Below are 20,376 nucleotides of genomic sequence, written 5' to 3'. Positions count from 1 at the left end.
GTTTCCACCCGATCACAGGCGGTCAGGAATACGGTCGCGAGTAGAACTGCGCAGGGGCAGCCCAAAGGAGTCAGGCGCATAGTCAATCCACAGCGATTGCCCGAAGGCGTGGGAACGGGAAAGGGAGCTTCCGCCATGGCGGGAGCTCCGCGATGGCATCAGTTGGCGGACTTGGACGACGTCGCCGGCTGGGCAACCGGATGGGCCGTGACGATCTGCAGGGTGTCCTCGTAGGTCACTGTCAGTATCTGGCCCGTCTTCAGCTCGCTCATGCGACTGCGCAGCTTGGTGTCATCGACCTGCACCACCTTGGTTGCGCCGTTCGGTCCTTCGAAGGTCAGCTCATGTTTCCTGAGATTGATACCGACGATCTTCAACTGGACGCGGGCCATGCGGAACGCATCGCCACCGGGATGCGGGTTGGTCGGAGTGGCCATGACCGCGCCATCGACCTCAAGGCCGCCGGGAGCCTGCGTCTGGACCTGGGTATCGAGGTCGAAGGCCGCGGAGTGAACGACCAGCGCGGCGATGTAGTCGCCCGCCTTGAGATGCCCCAGGTCCTGCGCGGCGTCGGTCAGTTGCACGGTCAGCGGCTTGCCGGCCTCGTCCTCGACAACGATGCGGCGATCCTTCGCATCGACGGAAACGACCTTGGTCACCACCTCATCGGACACGACCGCGGTACCCAGCGGAATATCGGCGGCCATCGCCGGGGCCGCGGCCGCCAGGGCCAGCGCAGCGATAAGGGGCATGGTCTTGAGTACTTGCATGGGGAACCCTCCTTGGGCTCGGCTTCTTGTGAGCGGAACAGGTACGCGAAGCGACTGCGTCACTGGGCGAGGCGTGCGGTATCGCTGACTGCAGCGCAGCTGTCGGGCGTCAGGCAGAAGGCGATGTACACCGCCTGCCGACCACAGCCGCGTGCGCCGATGGTGTATTCGGTGCGGTTGTTGGCGTAGGCGAACTGGGTGACCTTGCTCGACAGCACGGTGGCGGTGGCGCCAGGGCAATCGAGTTCGAACCGCGCGCGGGACAAGGCGGTGTTGATGGCTGCGCTCTGGTTCTGCGCAATGAACTGCTGGTCGGTCATGCAGCCGCTCAGGGAAGCGCAGGCCAGCAGGGCGACGGCGGGGAGCGACGGCAGGCCATTCGGAAAGATGGCGGCAACGGCGGGACGCAGGTGCATGGCGACTCCTTGCGGAAGAGTGATCGCCTGGGACCTTTGCACCGTTGTACAAGCGTGCGAAGACGGCAGTCCGAGGCAGGAGTCGTTACCTTAATCGCCATCCGGAGCGCTGAATCGGGGTAGAAATAGATACGGATGGTCCCCCCGCCAGTTGCGCCAAATTCCTACAAGCGCAACACAAATATCCGAGGAACCGTCCCGCAAAACACCGAACTAGAGCCTACAGACAAAAGGGCGCACCGGTTTCCCGGTGCGCCCTTTTGTACAAGCCGAGGGGAGAAGTCAGACCAGTTGCGCGGTCTTTTCGGCTGCATCACCCGGCACCGGCTCTGACTCGGCGCGACAGGCATGGGTCAGGGTCAGGTCCTTGGTCTCCGGCGCCCAGGCGATGGAAATGATCGCTCCGAGCAACAGAATGCCGGCGAGGATCGCCATGGTCGGATTGAGCCCGATACCCGCAACGCTGACCGGCAGCAGGAAGGTGCTCAGCGCCGAGCCCAGGCGGCTGGCCGCCGTGGCCAGGCCGATACCGCCGGCGCGCACTTCAGTGGGGAAGCTTTCCGCCGGGTAGACGCCGACCAGGTTGCTCACCGCCGACAGCACCAGGGTGAACAGGCCGAAGCACGCCACCATCAGCCAGGCCATGCTGCCCGGCAGCAACACCAGCAGGAACAGCGAAGCGGCGAGGATCAGGAAGGAGTTGATGAGGAAGCCGCGGCGGGTGAACCTGATGGTGCACCAGATACCCAGCAGCGCACCGACCACCAGCAGCGCGTTGAGCATCATCTCGGTGCCGAAGCCTTCGGACAGCCCCATCTTCTGCAGGATCGAGGGCAGGAAGGTATAGATGGCGAAGTACGGCATGACGATGCAGATGAAGAACAGGCAGTTGAACGCCGTGCGCTTGCGGTACTCGCGGCTGAACAACGCGCTGTAGCCGGCGTGCTTGCGAGTGATGACTTCTTCGTCGATCTCCACGTTGGCGCCCAGGTGCTTGTGCACGATGGCGCGGGCTTCCTCGACACGGCCCTTGTGGATCAGCCAGCGCGGCGATTCGGGCGTGCCGATGCGGGCGATCAGGATCATCGCCGCGGGGATCGCCGAGGACGCCAGCATCCAGCGCCACGCATCGTCGCCCAACGCCAGGAGAGCGGTGCCGACGAAGGTGGCGGCGACATAACCGAAGGTCCAGATCACGCTGAACGAGCCCAGCAACACACCACGGTGCTTGCGGGGGGAGAACTCGGCGAGCATGGCGTGGCCGACGCTGAAGTCACCGCCCAGGCCGATGCCGATCAGCACGCGGCAGAGGAACAGCTGCATCGCGGTTTCGACGTAGAACTGCATCACCGAGGCGATGGTGATCAGCACAAAGCTGATGAGGAAGATTTTCTGGCGGCCGAGGTGGTCGGAAATCCAGCCGAAGAACAGGCTGCCGAAGAACAGCCCGAGCAGCGCGGAGCTGCCGATCAGCCCCTGCCAGAATGGCGTCAGCGCCATCTGCGGGTTGATCAGGGTGAAGGCGATGCCGATGAGGCCGAGGATGTAGCCGTCGGTGAAGTGGGCGCCGAAGGTGAGGCCGGCGATCTTGATGTGGAACCTGCCGATGGGCAGGTCATCGATTTTGACTGGTTGACCCGACATGATCGTCTCCGACTTTTTGTTATTGGAAACACAGCGAGGTTGAGCCGCCGAGCCCGGAGGGCGCGGCGGATGAGGCAGAACGCCTTGACGAAGCGTCAGGCGGACAGGCCGCCCATGAGCAGGTACTTGATCTCCACATAGTCCTCGATGCCGTACCTGGAACCTTCGCGGCCCAGGCCCGATTCCTTGATGCCGCCAAAAGGCGCCACTTCGGTGGAGATGATTCCTTCGTTGATGCCGACCATGCCGGCCTCCAGGCCCTCGGCCATGCGCCAGACGCGGCCGATGTCGCGGCTGTAGAAATAGGCGGAAAGTCCGTAGGGCGTATCGTTCGCCAGACTCAGGACTTCAGACTCGTCGCGGAATCGGAAACAGGCCGCTACAGGGCCGAAGGTTTCCTCACTGGCAATCAGCATTTTCGGACTCGCTTCGGCCAACACCGTCGGCTCGAAGAAGGTGCCGCCCAGCGCATGGCGACGGCCACCGCAGAGCAGCTTCGCGCCCTTCTCCAACGCATCGCCGACGTGCTGCTCGACCTTGGCCAGCGCTGCTTCGTTGATCAGCGGGCCCTGCTCGGTTTCGCCCTCCAGTGCATTGCCCACGCGCATGGCGAGCACCGCTTGGGTAAGGCGCGAAACGAAAGCGTCGTACACGCCGTCCTGGATGTAGAAGCGGTTCACGCACACGCAGGTCTGCCCGGTGTTGCGGAACTTCGAGGCCATGGCGCCGCGCACGGCGGCCTCGATATCGGCGTCATCGAAGACGATGAAGGGGGCGTTGCCGCCCAGCTCCAGCGAGACCTTCTTCAGTGTTTCCGCCGCCTGGCGCATCAGCAGTTTGCCGGTGCGGGTTGAGCCGGTGAACGACAGTTTGCGCACCGCCCCCGATGCCTGCAGCGCGCCGCCGATGGCCGGGGCGTCGCCAGAAACGATGTTGAACACGCCCGGCGGGATGCCCGCTTGTTCCGCCAGCACCGCGAGGGCGAAGGCCGACAGCGGGGTTTCTTCCGAAGGCTTGAGAATCATCGTGCAGCCGGCGGCCAACGCCGGACCGACCTTGCGGGTGACCATCGCCAGCGGGAAGTTCCACGGAGTGATCGCCGCAACCACGCCGATCGCCTGCTTGATGACCACGATGCGCGCATCACCCTTGTGCGAAGGGATCACGTCGCCGTAGACACGTTTGGCTTCCTCGGCGAACCACTCGAGGAAGCTCGCCGCATAGGCTACTTCGCCCTTGGCCTCGGCCAGCGGCTTGCCCTGCTCGGTGCTGAGCAGACGCGCCAGGTCGTCCTGGCGCTGCAGCATCAGCTCACCCCAGCGGCGGATGCGCGCGCTGCGTTCCTTGGCAGTCAACGCGCGCCAGGCCGGCAATGAGCGTTCGGCGGCGGCGATGGCTGCATTGGTTTCTTCTGCGCCACCGCGGGCAACGTCTGCGATCAGCGCGCCGGTGGCCGGGTTGCGCACCGGGTAGGTCGCGCCACCCTTCACCCATTGGCCGTCGATGTAATGGCCGGTCTTCAGCAACTCGCTCATGCCACCGCCTCCGTCAGCGCGAAGGCTTCGCGCATGGGGCGGGCGACCCGCAGGATGCGCTTGCCGGCGCTGTAGTCGTTGATCACATCGCAGGGCGTGTAGTTGCGCTCCAGCTCGAAGATTTCCTCATCATCCAGGCGAGTCTCCAGTGCAGCCAGCGCACTGTCGAACTGCGCGGTGGTGTCAGCGCCGACCAGCATGCAATCCACTCCCGAATGCTGCAGGACCCAGGCCTGGGCGATCTGCGCATTGGACACTCCGCGCCGCTGGGCAACGCGCTGCACCGAACGGGCGATCTCGAAGGAGGCGTCGTCGGCATACATCTGCTGGGTGAAGAAGTCGGTCTGGTTACGCGTGGAGCTCACGTCGCCGGTCAGCAGTCCCCGCGCCAGCGGGCTGAACGCCGAGACGCCGAGGCCCTGGTCGCGGCAGAACGGGATCATCTCGCGTTCTTCCTCGCGGTAGGCGCAGTTGAGCTGCAGCTGCATGTTGATCGGCTTGACCCAGCCATTGCGCTCGCAGGCCATGAGGATCTTCGCCAGCTGGCCGGTGAGCATGGTGGACACGCCAATGTAGCGGGCCTTGCCGGCGCGGACGATGTCGTTCAGCGCGCCCATCACCTCTTCCACCGGGGTGTTCACGTCGTAGAAGTGCAGCATGTAGATGTCGACGTAATCCATGCCCATGCGCTTCAGGGAGGCGTCGATGCCATCCATGATGTGCTTGCGCGAATGCCCGCTGGCGTTGATGCCGGGACGGGTGCCGTAGCCGACCTTGGTGGTGATCACCACGTCCTCGCGACGCACCAGGCGCTTGAGGATGCGGCAGACCACTTCCTCGCCGACACCGGCCGAATAGAAGTCGGCGAGGTCGATGAAGTTCACGCCGGCATCCAGCGCGTGCTTCACGATCGGCTCGCTTTTTGCCTCATCGAAGATCCACGGTTTCCAGTCCGGGGTGCCCATGTTCATGGTGCCCAGGCACAGCTTGGAAACCTGCAGGCCGGAGTTGCCGAGACGGATGTATTGCATGGTGCGGACCTCAGGCCTTGGGGGTGTAGAAGGGGTTGGCGATGGCGTTGACCACGTCGGCCAGCTGCGCACGCTCGGGCTTGCAGGTCAGCGCCGCGCGGATCGCGGTGCGGCAGGCGTTGTAGTTGTTGCGGTAGACGGCATCCAGGTCGTCGCAGCCCGGATTGACCCAGTTGGCGGTGACGATGGCCCATTCGTCCTCGGCTTCCGGAGGCAGGGTGCCGTCCAGCAGCGCCTCGGTGACGGCCTTGGCGATGCCCGCCTGGGAAGCCCCCCAGGTGGCGTTGGCGTGCAGGTCACCATCGATCTCGGCCTTGTTCACGTAAAGGGTCATCGGCTTGACCGGAATGTTCGGCTGGGCGATCACCATGAACGGGCAGTGGCCCTGGCTGGGCGAAGCCAGGCTGTTGGAGAAGGCCTGGCCGGCCGGGCCGCTGCGCGGACCGAGCAGGATATTGATGTGCGCGGCGTTGACGCCGGGGCCTTCGAAACCTTCACCGATATACAGGTCGAGCTTTTTCATGGGGTACCTCATGGAATCGTGGGGGTGCAGGAAAGCCCGGGCCTGCTTGCGCGGCCCGTGGCAAAGCCGGCGCAGGGCGCCGGAGGAAATCGGAGTGGGATCAGGAATCGACAGGCGAGTCGGACGGGTGCGCAGAAGCACCGGACAGGCCGGAACGCGGAGGACGGATCGAGGGCAGGGAAAGCAGGGAGGTGATCATGTCGCGTCGCTCTTTGTTGTTGTCGATGAGCTGGTGCGACGATTTTTAGCACCGGGCCAAATCGACCCGGTAACCATAAAAACTCAAGGAGCTATGAGTTCATCTCATACCCCAAAAAACAGACAGCCAAGCCGGAAAAAGCCGACGACGAAGCGAGGCTCCGCCGTCGGTTGGTTACCCTTGGCCGTCAGTTCTTGAGGCAGGCGATACGATAGAAACCGTCCTCTACCTCGACGCCGTGGGTATCGAGGGTGAAGCCCGGGAAACGCCGGTCGAAGGCTTCCAGTGCCTTCAGGTAACCCAGTACAGGACCGTTGCCCGGACCGGCATTCTCACCCGGCATCAACAGCGGAATGCCCGGCGGATAGGGCACCACGCCCGTCGCCACGGTGCGATCACTCATCTCCTCCAGCGTCAGCTGTTCGATGTTGTTCTTCACCAGTTGCTCGTAGGCGGCAGTTGGCGTCAGTCGCGGCTCGGGCAGCAACGAGAAGGCCTGGCCCATGAGGGTGGTGGTCTGCAGTTCGGCCATGCTTTCGAACATCCGGTCGCAGAGGTCCTTGAGCCCGATGTCGCCGTAGCGCTCCGGCCAGCTCGCGACCAGCTGCGGCAGCGCGCGCGACAGCGGAAGGTTGCAGTCGTAATCGCGCTTGAAGCCCAGCAGCGCGTTCACCAGCGTGCCCCACTTGCCCTTGGTCACACCGATGGAGAAGAGGAACAGCAGGGTGAAGTCGGTGGTCTTCTCCACCACTATGCCCTGTTGCGCCAGATAGGTGGTGAGGACCGCCGCGGGGATACCGACCGGCATCAAGCCACCATTGGGCGCGACACCGGGCGTCACCACCGAGACCTTGATCGGATCGAGCATGCAGTAGCCGTCCTCGATCTCGCCGAAGCCGTGCCACTGCGCTCCCGGCGCCAGGGTCCAGCACTGCGGGTCGCTGACCAGAAGCTCCTCGTCCGCCTCGAAGAACGACACCTTGCGGCCGGTTCTCGGGTCGCGCACCTCGTCGGGCTGCCAGGCATCGAAGAACCAGTCGCCCTGCTCGGCGAACTCATTGTTCAGGCGCGCCAGCAGGCGGCGGAAGGCCACCGCCTCGCGGATGGCGTCGGTGGTCAGCGCCACCCCGCCCTGCCCGTCCATCATGGCCGCCGATACATCGTTGGAAGCGATGATCGCGTACTGCGGCGAGGTGGACGCATGCATCATGAACGACTCGTTGAAGCGCGCGTGCTTCACCGGATTGCGCCCATCGCGCACGTGAATGAACGAGGCCTGGGACAAGGCCGCCAACAGCTTGTGGGTGGATTGGGTGGCGAACACCGTGGGGCGGTCCGCCGTGTGCTCGGCCGGGTCGCCGTGCATGGCGTGGCGCTGGCGGTAGATGGGGTTGAAGCGCGCGTAGCCGTACCAGGCCTCGTCGAAGTGCAGGCGGTCGACACTCTGCCCGAGCAGCTCTTCGACCCTTGCCACGTTGTAGCAGAGGCCGTCGTAGGTGGAGTTGGTGATGATCGCGTGGCGTGGCGTGGGATCGATCCCCGGATGTGCCAGCGCGTTTTCGGCAATATGGCGCTTCACCGCCACGGGCGTCAGCCGTTCGGGCAGTATCGGGCCGATCAGGCCAAGGTGGTTGCGTGAGGGCACCAGGTAGGTGGGAATCGCCCCCGACATGGTCATCGCATGTTCCGCGGACTTGTGGCAGTTGCGGTCGCACAGGGCGATCTGGTCGCGGGTGACGCTGGCCATCAGGATGACCCGGTTGGACGTCGAGGAGCCGTTGGTGACGTGGTAGCTGCGATGGGCACCGAACACCCGCGCAGCATAGCGCTCGCTATCACCGATGGGACCGCTGTGATCGAGCAGCGAACCCAGGTCGCCGACGGAGATCGACAGGTCCGAGCGCAGCAGCTCCTCGCCGAAAAAGTCGAAGAAGGCTCGCCCGGCCGGCGACTTGAGGAAGCCCGTGCCGCCAGTATGGCCCGGCGTATGCCAGGAATATTCGTAGACGCGGGAGAACTTCATCAGCGCCTTGAACATCGGCGGCAGCACCGCGTCGCGATAACGCTCGACGGCCGCGATGATGCGACCGCCGATGAAGTCGGTGGTGTCTTCCAGCAGCCAGATGAAATCGTCCGACAGGCGCAGTGCCTGCAGATCGATGGACGCCGCATCACCGCGCGACGCCATGAGGAAGGCTGGCAGTTGCGCGTGGCGCTGGCGAAGCGTCTGCAGAACCGACAGCGCACCGCCGGGCAACTCCCAGTTCAGCAGGAGGCATTGCAGAGCGGGGTTGGACTCGATCACCGCGCAGGCGTCGTTGGCGCTCGCAGCGAGCAGCACAGTCACACCGCGACGCTGCAGATCCTGGACCAGCGCACGCGCGGCTCGACCTGCAGACGTAGGCTGCTCCAGCCCCTCGTGGACCATCAGCACCACGACATCCAGCGTGTTCTTGGTAGCGGACTCAGACATGGGAACTCCTTGATACGACTGGCGGCTCTCAAGCCGTCAGCCAGGCAGGCGCCTGCCCCGCCTTCAGCGCCATCGGAGAAGGCGCGTGCAGGCGGAGGGATCAGTTGGGGGCAGGGACGACGGCTGCGGGGGCAGCCGGCACAGTCACTGCGGCGGTAGCGGGTTGCGGTACCCGCGGCCGCAGGTTGAGGTTGTCGTGGCGGCCGACCGAGACCCAGAACATCGCCACCAGCGCGATGATGGTCAGTGCCAGGGTGCCAAAGCGGATCCAGCCCGGCGAGACGCCGCCCGGATGCACGCCGGTTTCCTCGACGGTGCGCATGCTGTTGATCGACAGCTCGTAGAAGATAATCGTGGAGACCACGAAGATCAGCGACCAGCGCGTCTGCTCGCCATCGGAACCGACCATCGCCCAGAGGCTGTAGATCGCGGCGATGATGCCGACGAAGGTATAGAAGCCATACTGCCGCGCCGGCATCTTCTGGTAGCCCATCACCTTGATGGCGATGGCCGAGTAGATGTACGGCAGCAACGTCATGATCACCGCGATGGAGGCGATCTTGCCGAACTGCTGGCTGGCGGTGGGCGACATGGTCGCCAGCACCTGGATGCTCATGATCGCCGCGACAATGGCCAACCCCGCCGAGGGCACGCCCTTGGCATTGACCTTGGCGAATATCTTGCCGAACAGGCCGTCGTCCGCCGCCGCCTTGGCGGTCTGCCCAACGAGCAGCGTCCAGCCGGCCAGCGAGCCGAGGCAGCCGATCGCCGCGCAGAGGGCCACGACGTTGGCGGCGGTATCCCCCAGCGCCAGGCGCGCGGCATCCGCGAAGGGGGCGCTGGAGGCGAGCAGGTCCTTGTTCGGAATCATGCCCATGATCGCGGTGGAGCTGAGGACGTAGCAGACAGCTGCGATCAGCACCCCGCCCACGGTGGCGATCGGCACGTTGCGCGCCGGGTCACGCACCACACCTGCCGACACCGACGCGCTCTCGACACCGATGAAGGCCCACAGCGTGTAGTTCAGCGTCGAGCCGACCGCCTCGAAACCGCTCTTGCCGGAGACGTTCCAGCCGGCCTTGTAGATGTCGCCGCTGAACCAGAACCAGCCCAGCAGCGCCATGCCGATGATCGGGAACAGGGCGAACACGGTGGTGAAAGACTGCAGCTTGCCGACCACCGACGGGCCGAGGATGTTGGCGTAGGTGAAGAACCAGATCACCGCGATCTGCGCCATGGCGGAGACCAGCGGGTCCTTCAGGCTGGGGAAGAAGTGCGACAGGTAACCCAGGCCGGCCACCGCCAGGCCGACGTTGCCTACCACGTTGGCCAACCAGTAGATCAGGTTGGTCTGGTAGCCCATGTAGTTGCCGAAGGACTTCTTGGTGTAGGCGTAGGGGCCGCCCGCCGCCGGGTCGATCGCCGACAGTTTGGCGAAGACCAATGCCAGCGACACGGCGCCGACGATGGTGATGAACCACCCGTAGAGGGCAATGCCGCCGGTGGTGGCGAGGTTGGCCGGGAGCATGAATACGCCCGAACCCATCATGTTGCCTGCCACCATCAGGGTGGCCGCCACCACCCCGATCTTGTTGCTGTCGGCCTGTTCCATAGCGTGACTCCCTGAATGTGGAGTCACGATTTTTCTGCCACGACGCAAGCCGCCGAAATCGCTTGGATTCCTAAAGCGGAGGTCGAATTTTCCCCTACCGGGTCAAGAGCTGCAGCTGTCTATTCCGGTCTTCGCGTGTGGCTTGGCAACCTCAGAGGCCGATGCGTTCGAAGAAGCCCGGTCCTTCGACTTCCTTGCCGCTGGCGGCGATGCTCACGGGCTCCTGGACCTGCCGCGTGGCGGGGATTTCCCGCGAGCCCAGCTCCTTGCCCACCAGTTGCAGCGGGCCGGCGCCCTGGCCGGCGGTGTGCTCGTACTTGGGCGGCGTGTGGGTTTCGTCGTAGCGCAGATAGTAGACCTCGCCAGCGCGGGCTTCCAGGGTGAAGCCGGCGATCAGGGTGAAGTCCAGGCTGCCGCCGGCGAAGAAGGTCCAGAAGCTGCCCAGCAGTGGGCGCCGCATCTGCAGCGGATAACTGCCGGGGGCGAAGCTCAGGGCGAAGTAGCCATTGCTCGGCAGGCTGCCGATCAGCTCGTTGTTGATGAACAGGCCGGGCGCTTCCAGCTCCTCGTCGGACCACTGGTTCTGCGGCCGGTAGATGTACACCGTGGCCTGCTGCGCATCCGCAGGCAGCGCGCCGAACGGCGGCCCGTCGACCGCGCCGAAGAACGCACCGGGCGAGCTGCAACCAGCGAGCATCAGGAAAAAGGCGCACAGGGCCACTCGGAGCATGGAAAGTCCCTCTTATGGTTATACCCGGAGCATAACCAGCGCTTCGCGCCTTGCCACCCGTCGAAAGTCCGGGTCGATCTCTTCTCGGCCACACCTGGGCCACCGGCGCAGACCTGTCCCCGATCCAGCGTCCCGAACACTGACGTGCGTCAGCTCAGGTCCTTGAGCCAGAACATCATCGACTTGGCCGTCTCCCGTTGCTCGCCGATATCCCGCCAGTGGTATTCGGTCTGCAGGGAGGGTTGCGGAGTGAAGCCCCGCTGCAGCCAGAAGGCGTCCGGCGAGCGGTAGGTGGCAGGTCGCGCGCAATGCTCCGGCGGCCGCCGAAGGGCGCAGAAGGCACACCAGTCGAAGCGATCCAGGCTACGCGCAAAGCGCTCGCGTTCCTCGAAGAAGCGCAGGTCGAGATCGGCGCTGCGGTACTCCGGCAGCACCACGGACTCGCCAAAATAGAAGATTCGTTCCGGGTTCCAGCCCTGCACCAGGAACGGCTGCTGCAAAGCCTCGGACTCGTCCAGCAACGGCAGCCCGGTCGAGGCCCCCACCACCCTGCCCTCATCGATCACCAGCACGCACAGGCTCCAGGCGGAGCGCACGTGGCTGTCGAGGTATCCGGCTTCGTACTCCGGGCTGCCGTCGTAGAGGTACGGATACTCGCGGAACACGGTAATACGCAGTCGCGCCAGATCATCGATGAACGGGCGAAGGGCATCGCCGCTGAGCAGACGGATATCCAGGGGCATGGCGGGAGTCCGCAGGTGCAGCCGCCGGTAAGGCGGCAGCAATGTTGAAACCTAGCATGGGCCGTGAAGCCAGCCGAAGTTCCAACCGCGACAGAAGCGTATCCCTGCGCGCCAGCCTTCAAGGCAGTTCGCGGGTGTGGCCGACGGACGCGCCTCAGGACTCGGTCACCACCCGTCGCCGCGTGGCGGGCGGTGCGGGCGGCGCCGGCAACAGGTGGCGCACCAGCCATTTGCGCACCGGCACTACGCAGCGCTCCTGCACCAGCACGCAACTGGTGACCATGAACAGCAGGAACAGCGGATACAGCCACAGCGACAGCTGCTGGTGGGTCGCCGCCTCGACGCAGAAGGCCCAGTCGGCGAGGCAGTCGCCCGGCGCGCGGATCAGCTTCTCGGTGCGCGAGAACAGGGTGAACAGCGGCACATGCAGGGCGAACAGTGACAACGAAGCGGCCCCCAGCCTCGGCGACCAGTGGCGGATCAGGCTGCTCTGCGGATCGCGCGGCAAGGCGCTCATGTAGACCAGCACCAACTGCGCCGGCAGCAGCAGGCCGTTATGCAGGAGGAAGTACCAGTACTTGGCGCCGTGGGTGTAGAGGTAATCGGCGACGAGGAAATTGGCCAGCACGAAAGCCCCCATCGCCACCAGCATCCCGCGCCCCGGCAGGCGGCCGGCGTCCTTGTACTCGCGGAACAGCCCGTAGGCGAGGATGCCGCTGAGGAACTCCGGCAAACGCAGCAGCGGGTTGCGGTGCAGCAGGCCGGTCCAGGGCATGCCGTACTGCTCGCTGGCGACCACCAGGATCGGCGGGATCAGGTAGAGCACCCACAGCGCCAGCAACCAGCGCCACTTGTTCTGCAGGCGCGCCAGGCGCGGTGCGACGAAGGGGAAGCAGAGGTAGAAGAAGAACAGCGTCGAAAGCGACCAGAGCGGCGCGTTGAAGGTCAGGTAATACGGGTTCCAGGCCTGCAGCATGGTGAGCTGGAGAATGCTGTTGAACAGCAGCTCGCGATCGCTCATCCAGTGGTGGAACAGCTCCGGCTGCAGCCGACCGACGGCCTCGTTGGTGTCGTAGATGACGAAGCGCGGTGTCGCCTGATCGAGGTCCGGGCCGATGCCCAGCCCACTCACCACCAGCAGCACGGTGATGGTCAGCAGGATCGAGAAGATGTGCAGCGGGTAGAGGTTGGACAGGCGCTTGGTGAAGAAGCTGCGCGGGCTCTCGCGCAGCTGCCCGTCGGTGACGTAGACGTGGCAGAGCAGGAAGCCGGAGAGCACGAAGAAGGTGCTGGTGGCGAAGAAGCCCAATGCGGTGAGGTCATCGAGGCCGGCGAACTTCTGCTCCGCCGGGTAGCTGTGCAGCGTGTGATAGATCACCACATAAAGGCCCATCAGGAAGCGCAGCCACTCCAGCCCGATGAAACGCTCCTTTTTTTGTATGTTCTCCACGCTTCTCTCCTTCCAGGTAGGCGAACGACAGCTGGACGAACCACAACGACATCAGCGGCGGCGATCGAGGAAGTTCACCACCAGTCGGTCCAGCGAGCCCCACAGGCGCTCGCGCAGGCGCTTCCACCAGGGACGCGCGCGCCAGAAGCCCAGGTCGATCTCGCGGCTCTGTGCGAAGTCGGCGGCCAGGCAATCGGCCACCGCCGCGGTGAACGACGGATCGAACGCTTCTACATTGGCCTCCAGATTGAACCGAAGGTTCCAATGATCGAAGTTGCACGAGCCGACGCTGACCCAGTCATCGACCAGTACCATCTTCAGATGAAGGAAGCGCGGCTGGTATTCGAAGATCTTCACCCCGGCACGCAGCAGGCCGGGGTAATAGCGCTGACCCGCGTAGCGCACGGGAGCATGGTCGGTGAGGCGCCCGGTGAGCAGCAGGCGCACGTCGACACCGCGCTGGGCGGCCTTGCGCAGGGCGCGGCGGACTTTCCAGGTCGGCAGGAAGTAAGGCGTCGCCAGCCACACACGCTGGTGCGCGCCACGCAGCGAACGCACCAGCGCCTGGAGGATGTCCCTGTGCTGGCCGGCGTCGGCATAGGCGACCCGCGCCAGGCCTTCGCCGTAGTTGGGGATCGGCGGCAGGCGGGTCAGCAGGACTTCCTCGCGGGGCTTCCAGGCGCGCACGCCGAGACAGGCATTCCACTGCCGCTCGAACAGCCGCTGCCAGTCGGCGACGATGTGGCCGGTCATCTCCACCATCACTTCGTGCCAGTCGCTGCGGTTCTCCCGCGCGGACCAGAACTCGTCGGTGGCGCCGGTACCGCCGACATAGGCGATGCGCTCGTCCACCAGCAACAGCTTGCGGTGATCGCGGTACAGGTTGCGAATGCCGGCCTTCCAGTTCAGCGGGTTGTAGTGGCGCAGCTCGCCGCCCGCCTCCAGCAGTTGGCGCGTCCAGGCGCTGGAGAGCTTGAGGCTGCCGAAGGCGTCGAACAGGCAACGCACCTTCACGCCGCGCGAGCGCGCAGCCAGCAGGCGATCCAGCAGCGCCTCGGCGCAGCTGCCGCTTTCCACCAGGTACAGCTCCAGTTCGATCTGCCGCTCGGCGCTGTCGATGGCTTGGAACATGCGCGGGAAAAAGCGCTCGCCATCGCAGAGCAGGGCGAAACGGTTGCCCGTCCGCCAGGGGAAGATCGGCCCGCTCACCGCGAGGCGAAGATCAGCACGGCGCCCACCGGCACCGACAGGCCGATGCTCTTGAGCCCGGCCAGTTTGCGCAGCTGCGCCACGCCCGGCGCGAGGCCGAAGTCAGCGGCGTTGATCACCAGCGGCGAGAGCGTCACCACCTGGAAGCGATGCTCGTCCAGGCGGGTGATCAGCACGTCGGTGCGGTAGTCCTTCGCCTGACCGTTCAGCTCCAGGCGCAGCGGCAGGCGCGTTTCCAGCTGCACTCCGTTGGCAAGATCGGTGATGGGGCGCAGGTCGATGGTCGAGGTGATGCGCGCCTCGGGGAACTTCTCGGTATCGAACAGCTGATCGCGCACACGTTCATCGCGCAGCGGGATGCCGGTGCTCAGCGAATCCATCTCGATACGCAGCTCCACCCGGCCCTGCTCCTCCACCTTGCCGTGCATCACCAGGAAGCGGTTCACCTCGGCGATATCGGCGTTCTTGGTGGTGACGAAGGTCAGCCGCGAGGACTCGTAGTCGAGGTACCAGGCAGCCTGGGCAGAAGCGGCGAAGCAGGCCGCGAAGAGAAAGGCGAACAGCGAGCGCATGGAATCCCTTACATGGAAAACGGATGGATCAACGGCCAACGATAGCGGCCCGCCGTCGGCTTGCAAACCGGCCGACCGGCGAGCCCATTGGGCAGGTGTGAGCGCCAATGGTTCAGTCGGCCAGCAACCCGGGAACACCGGCCACCAGCGCATCGATGGCGCAACGAATCTTCGACGGCATGTAGCGCGTCTTCGGCCACACCGCATGGATCTCCAGCGGCGGCAGCCTGCAGCGTCCCTTCACCGCCACCAGCTCGCCACGCTTCACGTGCCGCGCCAACAGCCAGGTCGGCAGGCGTGCCAGGCCGAAACCGGCCACGGCGGCGGCGGTGATGGCTTGCAGGTCGTCCATGCTCAGCTGCGGGTCCATCTCGATGCGCCTGGCGTAGCCGTCGTCATCGCGCATGTCCCAGGGCGAGGTGACGCCAGCCACGGAATAGCTGATGGAAGCGTGGCCGACCAGATCGTCGAGGTGGTCGGGCATGCCATGTTCGGCGATGTACGACGGCGCCGCGCCGATGCCGGTGTACTGCACGCCCAGCTTGCGGGCGGCGAGTGTGGCGCTGTCGCTGAGCGGGCCGATGCGCACGGCCAGGTCGATGCCCTCTTCCACCAGGTCGACGCGGCGATCGGTGAACGACAGGTCGATCTTCAATGACGGATATTGCCGCGCCAGCGCCAGCATCAGCGGCGCCACGCAGAGGTGGCCGAAGGAGATCGGCACGCTGACCCGCAGGCGCCCGCGCGGCTCCATCCGCCCGCCCTCCAGCGCGGTATGTGCGGCGTCCAGCTCGGCCAGCGCGCGCACGCAGCTGTCGTAGAACACCTGGCCGTCGTCGGTGAGGTTCTGGCTGCGCGTGGTGCGTTGCAGCAGGCGCACGCCCAGGCGCGCCTCCAGCCGGGCGATGGCCTTGCCCACCGCCGAACGAGTAAGGCTCAGGCGCTCCGCCGCGAGGGCGAAGCTGCCGGCGTCGACCACCTGAACGAAGGTAGCGATGCCATCGAGACGGTCATCCATCACCCTTCCCCTTTGAATCCTGAAAAGACTCAATGATGGGACCAAATGGAGCCAATGGGGAACCCTGTTCTTTTCGACAATGGTGGCTCGCCCTATGGAGCCCACTCCCATGACTGCCCACCGCAACCCAAGAAACCTCATCGCCCTGGCGGCGGTGTGCCTGTCCTCGATGATGTTCGGCCTGGAAATCTCCAGCGTGCCGGCCAGCCTGCCGGCCCTGGAGCGCGTGCTGCACGGCGACTTCCAGGACCTGCAATGGGTGATGAACGCTTACACCATTGCCGTCACCAGCGTGCTGATGGCCGCCGGCACCCTGGCCGACCGCTTCGGCCGCAAGCGCCTGTTCGTCATCAGCCTGGCACTGTTCGGCCTGACCTCGCTGCTCTGCGGGCTGGCGGGCGACATGCCGACCATGATCGCCGGGCGCTTCCTGCAGGGCGCCGCCGGCGGGGTCATGCTGATCTGCCAGGTGGCCGTGCTGACCAGTCAGTTCAGCGACCCGGCCGAGCGCGTGCGCGCCTTCGCCGCCTGGGGTGTGGTGTTCGGCATCGGCCTGGGCTTCGGGCCGATCGTCGGCAGCGCCATCGTCGCCCTGGCCAGCTGGCAGTGGGTGTTCCTTGTCCACGGGCCGCTCGCCCTGCTCACCCTGGCGCTGGCGCAATACGGCGCGGTGGAGTCGCGCGATCCGGATGCCGAGCGGCTGGATGTCGGCGGCATGCTCACGCTGTCGCTGGCAGTGCTCGGCACGGTGTTCTACATCACCCAGGGCGCCGACATGGGCTACGCCAGCCTGGCGGCGCTGGCCATCCTGCTGCTCAGCCTCGCGAGCCTGGCGGCCTTCGTCCTGATCGAGCGCCGCGTCGCCCACCCGATGTTCGACTTCTCGGTGCTGCGCATCCGCGCATTCTCCGGCGCGATGTTCGCCTCGGCTGGGATGAACGTGAGCTTCTGGCCGCTGATGATCTACCTGCCGGTCTACTACCACGGCGTGCTCGGCTACGACGACGTGAAAGCCGGCTGGTCGCTGCTCGCCTACACCCTGCCGACGCTGGTGGTACCGCCGATCGCCGAGCGCCTGGCGCATCGCTTCCACCCCGGCTGGGTGATTCCCGGCGGAATGTTCGTGATTGGCGCCGGCTTCTTCCTGATGCTCTGGGGCAGCAGCGTGGACCATGCCAGCTGGCTGACCCTGCTGCCCGGCTGCGTGCTGGCCGGCATCGGCCTGGGGCTGACCAACACCACGGTGACCAACACCTCCACCGCCGCCGTGCCCGCCACCCGCGCCGGCATGGCCTCAGGCATCGACATGAGCGCGCGGATGATCTCCCTGGCGATCAATATCGCGGTGATGGGGCTGATCCTGCTTTCCGGCGTCGCCGCAGCCCTGCACGACGTAGAGGGTGGCGAGAAGCTGCAACTGGCGGCCAGCATCGCCAGCGGCCGGCTGGGTGCGGACGATCCGGACGCCGCCCGTGCGGCACTGGTGCAGGGATTCGGCTGGGTGCTCGGCTACGGCGGGATCGCTGCCTGGCTGTTCGCGGCGGGGAGTTTCCTGACCTTCGGCGCGCATCGGGCGGCGCGGCCTAGACTGGAGGCTGTCCAATCCTGAATGACAGGAGCATCACCATGAAAACCATCCTGCTGCTCACCTTCGTGATCATCGGCGCTTCCAGTTGCAGCGTGGGCTCGGGGTTTCGCTTCCAGCCCGACGTGCCGGCGATTGCGGCGCGGGCGTAGAGCCGTCCGCTTTTTCGAAGTGGACAGCGTGCCGTGCGGTTCGCGAGCAAGCTCGCTACGAAAAGCCACATATCCCGGTATGGCTCTGGTACTTGAAGACTTCCTGATAAACCTCAGCGCACTCCGAACGCCCCGTTCAGGAGGCCTCGTTGAAGCGGAGTTTCAGGGGTTGAGCGGCATGGATGCCGCGAGAGCGCTGTCGGGCCAGGGATGGCCCGTCAGCGCGTGCCCCTGAAACTTCGCTTCAACGAGGGAATTTTTCGCCTAAGCGAAAAACCGGATGTCCGGGGCAAGACCTTTTGGTTCCTTTTGGGGCGTTTGCCAAAAGGGACTCGCCCGAGGGGGCGAAACAAGAAGTTCTCGCGCACGCTGAAGCGGCGCTGGAACTCCCACGCTGAGGCAGCAGATCCCAAACACTGGAACCGGGGTACGCGATCGCGGGCATAGCCCGCTCCTACACTCCACCGCGGAGCATCACGGCGCCTGCTTGATCACCTGACTGAACCCCAGCACCGCAAACACCGGCACCTCAGGGGTAATCGAAGGGACGTTGGCGACTTCCTTGAGCGGCTCCAGCTTCTCTTCCAGGTCGAAGTCGATCAGCTTGAGCACCAGCGGCTCCATGGTCGTCACTTCGACGCGGCTCTCGCTGGGACGACTGACCAGCACCTCGGACTTGAGCCGGCGCTGCTGGCCGTGCAGGTCGAGGTTGAAATCCACGGTTTCCTGGCGCGACTGGCCGACCTGCAGGTCCTCGTAACGGCTGAGGTCCAGCTGGCTGCTGACGATCGCCTCAGGGAAGCGCTCGATCTCGAAGAAGGCATTGCGCATACGCTCGTCGCGCAGTGCCAGGCCGCTGTCGATGGACTCCAGCGGCACCACCACACGCACCGCGCCCTTGTCGTCGATCTGCCCGGAGAGGCGGTCGAAACGCTGCACTTCTGCCATCTTGCCGCGCTTGACCGAGACGAAGCTGATCCGCGAGGTGTCGCCGTCCAGTTGCCATTCGGCCAGGGCCAGGGGGCTGGCCAGCACCAGCAACGCGCATACAGCTCCTGTTACAAAAGAATGCATTGATCCTCCGAAGCGGGTCGCCCCGCTCCGTGGAGCGCGCCCGTCAGTGGCTGCCCGATTCGGGCAAATCGTCCGCCTGGGGCATCAGTTGGCATCCCTCGCGCGCACTGAGCCAGGCGGCTGTCTGCGTACTGCCCAGGCCGCGGGCGGTCACCCGCTTGCGCGCTTCGTCGTCGAGGAAGGCGCTGGTCGGCACGTACTGTTTGGTATAGGCCCGGCAATAGTCCGCCGAGTTCCCCATAACGTAGCGGCAGGAGCAGTACTCCTTGGCGGTATAGGCGCCGATGATGCCGGGGAAGGCGGCGAGGTGGATGCGGTTCTGCCAGGCCGTGGTCACCAACGCGAGCAGCAGAAGGACCAGGGCGGTGAGGATCGGATGGCGGCGGATCATGGCTGCACCTCCCCGTGGGCGAAGGCCGCCTGGGCAAGCTTGAGGAAGGTGTCGTGCTGGTAGCTGCCGTCGCGGTCGTCGGCGTAGCGAACGATCACCAGCTTCTGTTCGGGAATCACGTACAGCGCCTGGCCCCAGTGGCCGAGGGCGGCGAAGGTGTCCTCGGGCGCATCCGGCCAGGGCGCGGGCGCACCGGCCACCGGGCGGTTGAGCCACCACTGGCCGCCGGGCACCGCCTCATTGGGCTTCTTCGGATCGGGCTGGTACTCGGGGAATGGCGCGAGGACGAATTTCAGCCAGTCCTGCGGCAGCAACTGGCGATCCTTCCAGCGCCCGTCGCGCTCCATCAGCAGGCCGATGCGCGCCAGGTCGCGGGCGGTCATGTAGGCGTAGGACGAACCGACGAAGGTGCCGCTGGCGTCACGCTCCCAGACCGCGGACTGGATGCCCAGCGGCTCGAACAGCGCGGTCCAGGGGTAGTTGGCGTAGTCCTTGCCGACCATCTGCTTGAGCGTGGCGGAGAGCACGTTGCTGTCGCCGCTGGAGTAACGGAAGCGCTTGCCCGGCTCGGCATCCGCGGGGAAGCCGGCGGTGAACTTCGCCATGTCGTCGCGGCCACGGGTGTAGAGCATCGCCACCACCGAGGAGCGTACCGGCGCGTATTCGTACTCTTCCTGCCAGGCCAGGCCCGAGGCCCAGTGCAGCAGGTCGCGCATCTTGATGTCGGGGTGCTCGGCGAAGGCCGGGTAATGCTTGGCGACCGGGTCGTCGAGCTGGAATTTCCCCTCGCCGAAGGCCACGCCGAGGACGCTGGCCATCACGCTCTTGCTCATCGACCAGGCGAGGTGCGGAGTCTCGGCGCGTGTCGGGCCGGCGTAGCGCTCGTAGATCAGTTGGCCATCGCGAATGACGACCACGGCGTCAGTGCGCACGCCCTTGCGGGTGCCGTCGTCGCGCGTGGGGAAGGCGTAGCTCTCGAACGCCTGCACAGCGGCGCCGCTGGGCGTGGCGCCGTGGGGCCAGTCGGCCTCGGGCCAGGTTTCGCTACCGTGGGCGTGGCTGCTCAGCAGGCAGGTGGCCAGCGCCAGCGCGCGCAGCGCTGGGCGGAAGGGGGCAAAGGGCATCGGCGGGCCTCTTGTTATCAGGTCGGCCCGCACCCTAGCACGGTGAAGATGACGGATTAAGCGCCGATCGTGCCGTAATCAAGGACGATTGGCGCAATCGGTCAGCGCCGCGCTTGTTACAGCAC

The 20,376-nt window shown here is 65.5% G+C and carries 17 protein-coding genes and 2 pseudogenes; 1 reads left to right on the top strand and 18 read right to left on the bottom strand.

Annotated elements, in window-relative coordinates:
• Positions 1-158: 158 nt before the first annotated feature.
• The 15 genes and pseudogenes from IB273_RS08770 to IB273_RS08705 all read right to left on the bottom strand — a co-directional run bounded on the left by IB273_RS08770 (position 159) and on the right by IB273_RS08705 (position 15,925).
• Positions 159-770, bottom strand: a complete 612-nt coding sequence (locus tag IB273_RS08770; protein ID WP_192223886.1) for a hypothetical protein — start codon at positions 768-770, stop codon at positions 159-161.
• 59 nt (positions 771-829) lie between these two features.
• A complete protein-coding gene (locus IB273_RS08765; protein WP_192223885.1) occupies positions 830-1,186 on the bottom strand; it encodes a hypothetical protein in 357 nt (118 codons plus the stop codon).
• Positions 1,187-1,468: 282 nt separating this feature from the next.
• On the bottom strand, positions 1,469-2,830 hold the full coding sequence (locus IB273_RS08760) for an MFS transporter (RefSeq protein WP_081516341.1): 1,362 nt from the start codon (positions 2,828-2,830) through the stop codon (positions 1,469-1,471).
• Positions 2,831-2,925: 95 nt separating this feature from the next.
• Positions 2,926-4,365 (bottom strand): NAD-dependent succinate-semialdehyde dehydrogenase, encoded by a 1,440-nt coding sequence (locus IB273_RS08755; protein ID WP_151188281.1) that lies wholly within the window; start codon positions 4,363-4,365, stop codon positions 2,926-2,928.
• Positions 4,362-5,396 (bottom strand): aldo/keto reductase, encoded by a 1,035-nt coding sequence (locus IB273_RS08750; RefSeq protein ID WP_192223884.1) that lies wholly within the window; start codon positions 5,394-5,396, stop codon positions 4,362-4,364. Before IB273_RS08750 ends, IB273_RS08755 begins: the two co-directional genes overlap by 4 nt.
• Positions 5,397-5,406: 10 nt before the next feature.
• Positions 5,407-5,919, bottom strand: a complete 513-nt coding sequence (gene fae, locus IB273_RS08745) for a formaldehyde-activating enzyme (RefSeq protein ID WP_081516344.1) — start codon at positions 5,917-5,919, stop codon at positions 5,407-5,409.
• Positions 5,920-6,305: 386 nt separating this feature from the next.
• Positions 6,306-6,719 (bottom strand): annotated as a pseudogene (locus IB273_RS31910) (arginine decarboxylase); the annotation flags it as partial.
• A 99-nt stretch (positions 6,720-6,818) separates the two neighbouring features.
• Positions 6,819-8,546, bottom strand: a pseudogene (locus IB273_RS08740) (Orn/Lys/Arg decarboxylase N-terminal domain-containing protein); the annotation flags it as partial.
• 145 nt (positions 8,547-8,691) lie between these two features.
• Positions 8,692-10,203 (bottom strand): arginine/agmatine antiporter, encoded by a 1,512-nt coding sequence (adiC, locus tag IB273_RS08735; protein ID WP_192223882.1) that lies wholly within the window; start codon positions 10,201-10,203, stop codon positions 8,692-8,694.
• 151 nt (positions 10,204-10,354) lie between these two features.
• A complete protein-coding gene (locus IB273_RS08730) occupies positions 10,355-10,933 on the bottom strand; it encodes a DUF2846 domain-containing protein (protein ID WP_192209846.1) in 579 nt (192 codons plus the stop codon).
• A 149-nt stretch (positions 10,934-11,082) separates the two neighbouring features.
• Positions 11,083-11,670 (bottom strand): GNAT family acetyltransferase, encoded by a 588-nt coding sequence (locus tag IB273_RS08725; RefSeq protein ID WP_081516445.1) that lies wholly within the window; start codon positions 11,668-11,670, stop codon positions 11,083-11,085.
• A 160-nt stretch (positions 11,671-11,830) separates the two neighbouring features.
• Positions 11,831-13,126, bottom strand: coding sequence for an acyltransferase family protein (locus tag IB273_RS08720; protein WP_192223881.1), 1,296 nt, complete (start codon positions 13,124-13,126; stop codon positions 11,831-11,833).
• A 51-nt stretch (positions 13,127-13,177) separates the two neighbouring features.
• Positions 13,178-14,335, bottom strand: a complete 1,158-nt coding sequence (locus tag IB273_RS08715) for a phospholipase D-like domain-containing protein (protein WP_081516349.1) — start codon at positions 14,333-14,335, stop codon at positions 13,178-13,180.
• Entirely contained in the window at positions 14,332-14,907 is a 576-nt protein-coding gene (locus IB273_RS08710; RefSeq protein ID WP_081516350.1) for a YceI family protein, read from the bottom strand. Before IB273_RS08710 ends, IB273_RS08715 begins: the two co-directional genes overlap by 4 nt.
• Before the next feature lie 112 nt (positions 14,908-15,019).
• Positions 15,020-15,925: a LysR family transcriptional regulator gene (locus tag IB273_RS08705; protein WP_192223880.1), complete on the bottom strand. Its 906-nt coding sequence runs from the start codon at positions 15,923-15,925 to the stop codon at positions 15,020-15,022.
• A gap of 109 nt (positions 15,926-16,034) precedes the next feature.
• On the opposite strand from IB273_RS08705, the gene IB273_RS08700 reads away from it, so the two are divergent.
• The gene (locus IB273_RS08700; RefSeq protein WP_192223879.1) at positions 16,035-17,534 is read left to right on the top strand and encodes an MFS transporter; all 1,500 of its coding nucleotides are present in this window, start codon (positions 16,035-16,037) and stop codon (positions 17,532-17,534) included.
• A 602-nt stretch (positions 17,535-18,136) separates the two neighbouring features.
• On the opposite strand, the gene IB273_RS08695 is transcribed toward IB273_RS08700, so the two are convergent.
• Genes IB273_RS08695 through IB273_RS08685 form a run of 3 tightly spaced genes read right to left on the bottom strand, consistent with a single transcriptional unit; the run spans position 18,137 to position 20,251 of the window.
• On the bottom strand, positions 18,137-18,736 hold the full coding sequence (locus tag IB273_RS08695) for a YceI family protein (RefSeq protein ID WP_192223878.1): 600 nt from the start codon (positions 18,734-18,736) through the stop codon (positions 18,137-18,139).
• A 43-nt stretch (positions 18,737-18,779) separates the two neighbouring features.
• On the bottom strand, positions 18,780-19,127 hold the full coding sequence (locus IB273_RS08690) for an amidase (protein ID WP_081516354.1): 348 nt from the start codon (positions 19,125-19,127) through the stop codon (positions 18,780-18,782).
• Positions 19,124-20,251: a serine hydrolase domain-containing protein gene (locus IB273_RS08685; RefSeq protein ID WP_192223877.1), complete on the bottom strand. Its 1,128-nt coding sequence runs from the start codon at positions 20,249-20,251 to the stop codon at positions 19,124-19,126. Before IB273_RS08685 ends, IB273_RS08690 begins: the two co-directional genes overlap by 4 nt.
• Positions 20,252-20,376: the final 125 nt, after the last annotated feature.

Origin of the sequence: Pseudomonas sp. PDM19 (assembly GCF_014852215.1) — a bacterium.
Lineage (GTDB): Bacteria > Pseudomonadota > Gammaproteobacteria > Pseudomonadales > Pseudomonadaceae > Pseudomonas.
Note: the sequence above shows the minus strand (reverse complement) of the source record. Positions and strands in the feature narration are given on the sequence as shown.

Bases quoted from the DNA above. Each gene is read 5' to 3' on its own strand.
- IB273_RS08770 (WP_192223886.1), bottom strand. From the start codon at position 770: ATGCAAGTACTCAAGACCATGCCCCTTATCGCTGCGCTGGCCCTGGCG.
- IB273_RS08765 (WP_192223885.1), bottom strand. From the start codon at position 1,186: ATGCACCTGCGTCCCGCCGTTGCCGCCATCTTTCCGAATGGCCTGCCG.
- IB273_RS08760 (WP_081516341.1), bottom strand. From the start codon at position 2,830: ATGTCGGGTCAACCAGTCAAAATCGATGACCTGCCCATCGGCAGGTTC.
- IB273_RS08755 (WP_151188281.1), bottom strand. From the start codon at position 4,365: ATGAGCGAGTTGCTGAAGACCGGCCATTACATCGACGGCCAATGGGTG.
- IB273_RS08750 (WP_192223884.1), bottom strand. From the start codon at position 5,396: ATGCAATACATCCGTCTCGGCAACTCCGGCCTGCAGGTTTCCAAGCTG.
- fae (WP_081516344.1), bottom strand. From the start codon at position 5,919: ATGAAAAAGCTCGACCTGTATATCGGTGAAGGTTTCGAAGGCCCCGGC.
- adiC (WP_192223882.1), bottom strand. From the start codon at position 10,203: ATGGAACAGGCCGACAGCAACAAGATCGGGGTGGTGGCGGCCACCCTG.
- IB273_RS08730 (WP_192209846.1), bottom strand. From the start codon at position 10,933: ATGCTCCGAGTGGCCCTGTGCGCCTTTTTCCTGATGCTCGCTGGTTGC.
- IB273_RS08710 (WP_081516350.1), bottom strand. From the start codon at position 14,907: ATGCGCTCGCTGTTCGCCTTTCTCTTCGCGGCCTGCTTCGCCGCTTCT.
- IB273_RS08705 (WP_192223880.1), bottom strand. From the start codon at position 15,925: ATGGATGACCGTCTCGATGGCATCGCTACCTTCGTTCAGGTGGTCGAC.
- IB273_RS08700 (WP_192223879.1), top strand. From the start codon at position 16,035: ATGACTGCCCACCGCAACCCAAGAAACCTCATCGCCCTGGCGGCGGTG.
- IB273_RS08695 (WP_192223878.1), bottom strand. From the start codon at position 18,736: ATGCATTCTTTTGTAACAGGAGCTGTATGCGCGTTGCTGGTGCTGGCC.
- IB273_RS08690 (WP_081516354.1), bottom strand. From the start codon at position 19,127: ATGATCCGCCGCCATCCGATCCTCACCGCCCTGGTCCTTCTGCTGCTC.
- IB273_RS08685 (WP_192223877.1), bottom strand. From the start codon at position 20,251: ATGCCCTTTGCCCCCTTCCGCCCAGCGCTGCGCGCGCTGGCGCTGGCC.